At 52.4% G+C, this 718-nt stretch carries 7 tRNA genes; all 7 read right to left on the reverse strand.

Going from position 1 to position 718, the window contains the following annotated elements:
• Positions 1-3: 3 nt before the first annotated feature.
• Positions 4-76 (reverse strand) — tRNA-Ala (locus MLD65_RS06960).
• A gap of 16 nt (positions 77-92) precedes the next feature.
• Positions 93-169: transfer RNA gene (locus MLD65_RS06965), tRNA-Pro, on the reverse strand.
• Positions 170-174: 5 nt separating this feature from the next.
• Positions 175-251: transfer RNA gene (locus MLD65_RS06970), tRNA-Arg, on the reverse strand.
• A gap of 7 nt (positions 252-258) precedes the next feature.
• Positions 259-347: transfer RNA gene (locus MLD65_RS06975), tRNA-Leu, on the reverse strand.
• A gap of 8 nt (positions 348-355) precedes the next feature.
• Positions 356-430, reverse strand: a tRNA-Gly gene (locus MLD65_RS06980).
• Between the two features lie 8 nt (positions 431-438).
• Positions 439-523, reverse strand: a tRNA-Leu gene (locus MLD65_RS06985).
• A 17-nt stretch (positions 524-540) separates the two neighbouring features.
• Positions 541-616 (reverse strand) — tRNA-Lys (locus MLD65_RS06990).
• Positions 617-718: the final 102 nt, after the last annotated feature.

Genomic DNA, 718 nt, shown 5'->3' on the forward strand with positions numbered 1-718 from the left:
AAGTGGAGCCTAGCGGGATCGAACCGCTGACCTCCTGCGTGCAAAGCAGGCGCTCTCCCAGCTGAGCTAAGGCCCCATATCATTTTATTACCTGGTCGGGAAGACAGGATTCGAACCTGCGACCCCATGGTCCCAAACCATGTGCTCTACCAAGCTGAGCTACTTCCCGTTATATGGCGCGCCCGAGAGGAGTCGAACCCCTAACCTTTTGATCCGTAGTCAAACGCTCTATCCAATTGAGCTACGGGCGCATATAAATGGTGCCGAGGGCCGGACTTGAACCGGCACGGTAGTCACCTACCGCAGGATTTTAAGTCCTGTGTGTCTGCCAATTCCACCACCCCGGCAGGCATTATGGAGCGGAAGACGGGATTCGAACCCGCGACCCCCACCTTGGCAAGGTGGTGTTCTACCACTGAACTACTTCCGCATTTTGAATGGTGCGGGTGGAGGGACTTGAACCCCCACGCCGTGCGGCACTAGATCCTAAGTCTAGCGCGTCTGCCAATTCCGCCACACCCGCATGCTATTTAAAGCAAATGGTGAGCCATGGAGGACTCGAACCTCCGACCCTCTGATTAAAAGTCAGATGCTCTACCAACTGAGCTAATGGCTCAACTTATAATAAGTAGTGATAATTTTGATTTCTTTCTTGTTTCAGACACCCAAATCTCAGAATGCTTACTCAAGAAGCGTCTCGATTTGTGCGCTGATGTTT

Source organism: Bacillus sp. FJAT-47783, from assembly GCF_022808615.1.
GTDB lineage: Bacteria > Bacillota > Bacilli > Bacillales > Aeribacillaceae > Bacillus_BZ.